5 protein-coding genes and 1 pseudogene are annotated in these 5,571 nt (G+C 69.1%); 4 read left to right on the top strand and 2 right to left on the bottom strand.

All coding sequences use genetic code 11. The features are described 5' to 3' along the window. From ENSA5_RS38230 to ENSA5_RS25295, 4 genes and pseudogenes are all read left to right on the top strand, one after another. Positions 1-490 (top strand): annotated as a pseudogene (locus ENSA5_RS38230) (hypothetical protein); the annotation flags it as partial. An 89-nt stretch (positions 491-579) separates the two neighbouring features. Beyond that, positions 580-1,167: a DUF1993 domain-containing protein gene (locus ENSA5_RS25305; RefSeq protein WP_106394269.1), complete on the top strand. Its 588-nt coding sequence runs from the start codon at positions 580-582 to the stop codon at positions 1,165-1,167. A gap of 163 nt (positions 1,168-1,330) precedes the next feature. Then, positions 1,331-2,716: a carotenoid oxygenase family protein gene (locus ENSA5_RS25300; RefSeq protein ID WP_106394268.1), complete on the top strand. Its 1,386-nt coding sequence runs from the start codon at positions 1,331-1,333 to the stop codon at positions 2,714-2,716. 42 nt (positions 2,717-2,758) lie between these two features. Then, positions 2,759-3,565: a hypothetical protein gene (locus tag ENSA5_RS25295; protein ID WP_106394267.1), complete on the top strand. Its 807-nt coding sequence runs from the start codon at positions 2,759-2,761 to the stop codon at positions 3,563-3,565. A gap of 139 nt (positions 3,566-3,704) precedes the next feature. Here ENSA5_RS25295 and ENSA5_RS25290 read toward each other — a convergent pair whose 3' ends face one another. Together ENSA5_RS25290 and ENSA5_RS25285 are read right to left on the bottom strand one after the other, a co-directional pair. Then, positions 3,705-5,108 carry a DUF1552 domain-containing protein gene (locus ENSA5_RS25290; RefSeq protein ID WP_106394266.1) on the bottom strand — a complete coding sequence of 468 codons (1,404 nt, stop codon included), beginning with the start codon at positions 5,106-5,108 and terminating at the stop codon, positions 3,705-3,707. Position 5,109: 1 nt separating this feature from the next. Next, a partial coding sequence (locus ENSA5_RS25285; protein ID WP_146156102.1) for a DUF1588 domain-containing protein occupies positions 5,110-5,571 on the bottom strand: 462 nt, incomplete at its 5' end.

Below are 5,571 nucleotides of genomic sequence, written 5' to 3'. Positions count from 1 at the left end.
CTGGACGGGTCCAACGGCGCTTGGCGGCGAGGGAGGCGAGGTCTCGAGGGTCTACGCGTCGAGTTGGCATCTGCCGATCGTCGGCGTCTACGCTCGCTGGCGACAGATGTCCTCACCGAGTGCTTACCCCGCCCGAGCAGCTCCTCGTGCTGGGCCATCGCCGCCGTACCTGCGCCGACGGCTCGAGCTCGGCGCGAGCTGGGCGCCGAGCGAGCGCGCCGAGCTCCTCGACGAGATCGCGCAGCTGCGTCGGCAGGGGGCGTTTGAGGCCGCGCTCGAGCGGCTGCGGGCCGCCGAGCAGCCAAGTTGGAGCCGGCGCTCGCGTCAGCTGGTCGCCTCGGAGATCGGCTCGCTGCCCGACCGCCACCTTCGCGACATCGACGCCGCGTGCGTCCACTGGCGCGCGCATCGTCGCCGCCATCCGGACGGTCGCCACGACGCGAGCGTCGCCCGGGCGATGGAGCGAATGAGCTGCGCGTCGCGTCGGTGAAGCGCGACTCGAGCTTGGCGTCGGTCGCCGCGAACTTTGCGGTGGCCGCCGGTTGACCGCTTCACGGCTGCCAGACCACGCTTGGCTCGATGTCGACCTATTACGCCGCTGTCGCCCAGATGTCGAAGATGCTCCGCAACCTCGACGCGTGGCTCGACGAGGCCGAGGTCTTCGCCGCGACCCGGAAGATGTCGGCGGACGAGCTCCTGAGCTTCCGGCTCAGCCCCGACATGCGGCCGCTGAGCTTCCAGATCGAGAGCTGCTGCGAGGCCGCGACGCTGGCGGCGAGGTGGCTCGCGGGGGCCGACGTCCCGGACCTCGAGCCGACCACGGTCACCCTCGCCGGGCACCGCGAGCGGATCGCGTCGGTCGCGGAGTTCCTCGAGGGCCTGTCACCCGTGCAGTTCGAGGGCGCCGGGCGGCGGCCGGTCGCGCTCGCGTTCTTGCCCGGCAGGATCATCGATGGCGAGGACTACCTGATGGAGCTGTCGATCCCCAACTTCTACTTTCACGCCACGACCGCCTACGCGCTGCTGCGGATGCGCGGCGTCGAGCTGGGCAAGCGCGACTACGTTGGTTCGCTGACGGTCTACGTCCCCCGCGACGAGGGGCCCGGATCGTCGGAGCGCCGCGTCGACGAGGCGGGCGACGACGAGCCGGCCAAACTCAGTCGGTGAGCGCAGTCCATTGCGCTGGCGAGGCTGCCCCTCGCAGGTCGAGGGCGAGTCCGCAGGCTTGGAACGCCGCGCGGGTGTCCAGCAGGAGGGGTTCGAGGGAGTCGCGCGCGGAATGAGCTCGGCTGCGTGACAGCGTCGAGCGGATCGGTCATCTTCGATCGCGATGTCGAACCCCTCCTCGCCGCGCAATCTTGGTCGAACCCACTCTTTCGAGGCGCTGGAGGTCGAGGGCGAGCTACCCTCGGATCTGGCCGGAACCCTCTATCGGGTCGGGCCGGGCTTGTTCGAGCGCTTCGGCGTCCGCGTGGACCACCCCTTCGACGCCGACGGGGCGATCACCGCGGTCCGCGTGGCGGCCGGTGGGGCCCGCGGCGCGACGCAGATCATCGAGAGCGAGGGCTACCGCGAGGAGGAGGCCGCCGGACGCCGGCTCTACGGCTCGGGCGCGTCGACCCTTCGCCAGCTACGCAACAACTTCACGGGTCGAGCCAAGAACACCGCGAACACCTCGGCCTGGGCCTGGAACGGCGGTCTCTATGCGCTGATGGAGGGCGCCCGCCCGACCGAGCTCGACCCCGAGACCCTCGCGGTCGCGGGCGAGCGCGACCTCGGCGTGGTCGCGCGGACCTTCTCTGCGCACCCGCACCGCGTCGCCGAGCTCGAGACAACCTTCAACTTCGGGGTCCGCTACGGCAAGCACTGCGGCCTCGATCTCTACGCGCTGCCCGACGCCGGGCCGGTCCGCCAGATCGGCGCCATCGACCTCCCCCACAACACCCTCGTCCACGACTTCGTCGCGACCTCCACCCACCTCGTGTTCGTGATCTGCCCGGTCGAGCTCATCATGTGGCGGGCGCTGCTCGGGATCGGCGGGATCGCCAAGATGCTGCGCTGGACCCCCGCGCTCGGCTGCGAGCTGATCGTCGTGCCGCTCGCCGAGCCCGAGCGACCCAAGCGCATCTCTTGCGATGCCTTTTGGGTCTGGCACTTCGCCAACGGCTTCGCGCACGGCAACGATCTGGTCCTCGATCTGTGCCGCTACGCCGACTTTGGCTCGCTCGACGCGATCGCGACCGGAGTTCGGCGCAGCGATCCGCCTCGATACCAGCGCGCATTCATCGACCTTGACGCCGGCCGGGTCCGCTTCGAGCTCCGCGGTGACGCTGGCGTCGAGTTCCCGCGGGTCCACCCGGCGGTCGAAGGTCGCGCGCACCAATTCGCGTGGGTCAGCGTCGAGCCCGAGGGGCCCGAGACGGGCGAGGGCGTGGGCCGGATCGAGCCCGAGCGCGGGACCCTGCGCGCGTGGATGCCGGCGGCTGGGATCAAGAGCGGCGAGCCGATCCCGGTCCCGCGGGGCCGAGGCGACGATGAGACCGACGTGTGGGTCCTGAGCCTGTGTCACGACGGCGACAGCGATCGCAGCTTCGTCGCGGTCCTCGACGGTCACGAGCCCGAGCGCGGGCCAGTCGCCAAGCTGTGGTTCGACCAGCGCATCCCCCAGACCTATCACGGGGTCTGGGTCGGCGCCGACAGCGAGAAGACCGCGTAGCAGGTCGCGGTCGTCGCGGCGGGTCTCTTGTATGCTGCGCCCATGGACCTGAGGTTCAACCTGATCCTGGGCTTCGTCGCGGGCGTGTTCTTGGGCTGCGGCACCCCCGCGGAGGACGAGCAGTGTCCGACCGGCAAGCACCAGTGTGACTGCGAGACGGACGGCTCGTGTGATGGGGACCTGCTGTGCGTCGACGGGACCTGCATCTTCCCCGAGGGGACCGAAACGACGGGCGAGGGTGATGGAGACGGGGACGGCGACGGAGACGGAGACGGCGACGGAGACCTGTGCGACGTCGGCATGGCCAATTGCGCGTGCTACGGCAACATGACCTGCGACGAAGGGCTCGAGTGCACGGACGGCGTGTGCGTGCCCGAGACCTGCGCCCCGGGCACCCAAGACTGCCCCTGCTTCGACAACATGACCTGCAACGAGGGGCTCGAGTGTGACGCCGACCTGTGCGTGCCCGAGAGTTGTCCGCCGGGCTCCCAGGACTGCCCCTGCTACGGCAACATGACCTGCGACGGCGAGCTCGAGTGCGTCGACGACAGCTGCGTCGAGCTCGTGTGCATGCAGGGGCAGCTCGACTGCGAGTGCTTCCCGAACGACACCTGCGACGACGGGCTCTCGTGTGAAGATGGCGCCTGCGTGGCCGACTGCCCCGAGGGCGACGAGGGCTGCGCGTGCTTCGGCAACATGACCTGCAGCGGCGAGCTCGAGTGCACGATGGGGATCTGCGAGATGCTGCCGTGCCCGACCGGTGAGCTCGGCTGCCCCTGCTACGGCAACATGACCTGCAACGATCAGCTGGTGTGCGTGATGGACGTCTGCGAGCAAGACATGCCCTAGCAGCCCGGGGTGCTAGCAGCTAGGCCTCGAGGGCCGCGTGCCCGAAGCCCAGGGGAGAAGTCTCGAGCCGGCGATCCAGATCCGATCCGATTGGATCAGATCAGATCAGATCGCCAGCGCTCGGCGTCCTCCGCCTGGCTCAGACCGTGATCCCGGCCAGCGGCCCGTTGCCGTCGTCGCCGAAGCTCGCGATGTCCACGCCCAAGCTCTGGAGCATCGTGATGAACAGCTCCGAGACCTTGCCGTTGTCGAAGCTCAGGTGCTGACCGTTGATGAGCTGGCCGCCCGCGCTGCCACCCAAGATGATCGGCATGTTGTAGTGCGAGTGGCTGTTGCCGTCTTCGATCTCGCTGGAGAAGAACACCAGCGAGTTCTCGAGCAGGTTCGAGTCGCCCTCGGTCACCGCGCGCATGCGATCGAGCAGGTAGGCCAGCTGCGCGACCTCCCAGGTGTCGATGATCCGGAGCTGGTCGAGCAGCGCCGGGTCGGAGCCGTGGTGGCTGATGTCGTGGTGGGCCCCGGGGACGCCGAGGAAGTCATAGCTGCGCCCGCTCGCGCCGTTGCCGAGCATGAAGCTGACGACCCGCGTCGTGTCGCAGCTGAGCGCGAGGACGATCAGATCGAGCATGACCTGAACGTGGCTGGGGAAGTCGGCGAAGGTGTAGGAGAAGCTGCCCGTGTCGCACACGGGGCCGTCGCCCGAGTTTTGGATCCGCAGCTCGAGGTCGCGGACGCCGTCGAGGTACTGCTCGAGCTTGATCCGGTCGGTCGCGCCGAGCTTCGACTGCAGGGCGGTCGCGTCCTGCTCGACGTAGTCGAGGATGCTCATCCGGTAGGCGCGGCGGCGGGCGATCTCCTCGGCGGTCGCGGCGGGATCGTAGCCGCCGAACATCAGGTCGAAGGCGACCTGCGGCGAGGTCAGCTTGGGCAGCGGCGTGCCCTCGTCGGCCCACGAGATGTTGCGGGAGTAGGCGCAGGAGTAGCCGCTGTCGCAGTTGCCGACGCTCGCGCCGCCGTCGATCCCGAGCTGCAAGCTCGCGATCGAGGTCGCGTCGCCGAGGTGGTTGGCGAACACCTGGTCCATCGAGATGCCGTTGACGATGTCGGTCTCGGACTTGTTGACGTGGCGACAGGTCAAGAAGCCGCCGGTCCCGGCCGCGTGATCGCCGGGGCCGTCGGGCTTGGCCGGCTCGTTGTCGAGGCCAGACAGGACCAGCGTGTTTTGCTCGACCATCATGTCGAACAGCGGCTGGAGGATCGCCGTGGGCGCGTAGTCGGGCCCGGTCGACTGGGGGACGAAGTCGTCCATGTCGATGCCGTTGGGCACGTAGAAGGTGACGAGGCGCAGGTCCGGAGCGCCGCCCGCGTGGGCCTTGCGAATGCTGCGCGGCGCGAGCGACTCGAGCACGGGCAGCCCGAGGGCCACGCCCGCGCCGCCGAGGAAGGCTCGACGGGTGAAGCCGTCGCGCTGCCGGGCCTGGGCGTGGCGATCGGCGACGAGAGAGAAGTGGGTTCCGAGGTGACGCTTGCGTAGCAGTCGCATGTCAGTTGCCCTCCGGCTCGCCGCGGCGCTGGGTAAAGGGGTCGCTGGTGACGATCAACTTGATCAGATCCGGGAGTCGCATGTCGGCGAGGATGAACTCGCTCTCGATCGCCTCGAGGTAGTCGACGTCGTCGAGGGTCAGCCCGCGACCGAGGGCGTAGATGAAGGTCTTGCGGACCGTGCAGTGGGGGAACTCCTCGTCGACCGCGAGCAGATCCGCCATCTCGACCGCGTTGACGAAGGGGTCGCCGTCGGTCGGCATCTCGCCGCTGGCGTCGATGTCGAAGCCCTTGTCCTGGGTCCGGAACCCGCCGATCGCGTCGTAGTTCTCGAACGCGAGGCCGATCGGGTCGATCATGTCGTGACACTGGGCGCAGAGCGGATCCTCGCGGTGCTTGGCCAGCTGCTCGCGCATGGTCTCGCCGGCGTCGGGGTCGGGCGGCGGGACCATGCGCGAGCAGCT

It is taken from the genome of Enhygromyxa salina, assembly GCF_002994615.1.
GTDB classification, from domain to species: Bacteria; Myxococcota_A; Polyangia; order Nannocystales; family Nannocystaceae; genus Plesiocystis; species Plesiocystis salina_A.
The sequence above is the reverse complement of the archived record's forward strand: the minus strand, read 5'-3'. Positions and strand labels throughout refer to the sequence as shown.